This window comes from Staphylococcus auricularis (assembly GCF_051172115.1).
Lineage (GTDB): Bacteria > Bacillota > Bacilli > Staphylococcales > Staphylococcaceae > Staphylococcus > Staphylococcus auricularis_A.
On the sequence record NZ_JBPIZN010000038.1, the window covers coordinates 1 to 255 of the forward strand.

Here is a 255-nt window from a genome sequence, read left to right on the forward strand (position 1 = left end):
TGGAGCTTGGTCCCTTGATGTAACACTTCAATCACTTTATCTTTTATGAACGGGTCAGTTAACCCATCAATATAAAAATCAAACCGGCGTTCGATATGGGCTAATTGATCAATGGCGAAGAGTTCGTTTTCGAATTTAGTTCGAATCACTTGATAAATTGTTATACGATGGAAACTGAGAAAGCTCAACAAGTATGGAAGGGCTTGTTTTTGAATATGTACACGGAGTATATATGCTTTTTGTGATTTATAAAAT

General features: G+C 35.3%; 1 pseudogene. It reads right to left on the reverse strand.

Features of this window, described 5'->3' with window-relative positions:
- Nucleotides 1-255, reverse strand: a pseudogene (locus ACSBRB_RS10720) (hypothetical protein); the annotation flags it as partial.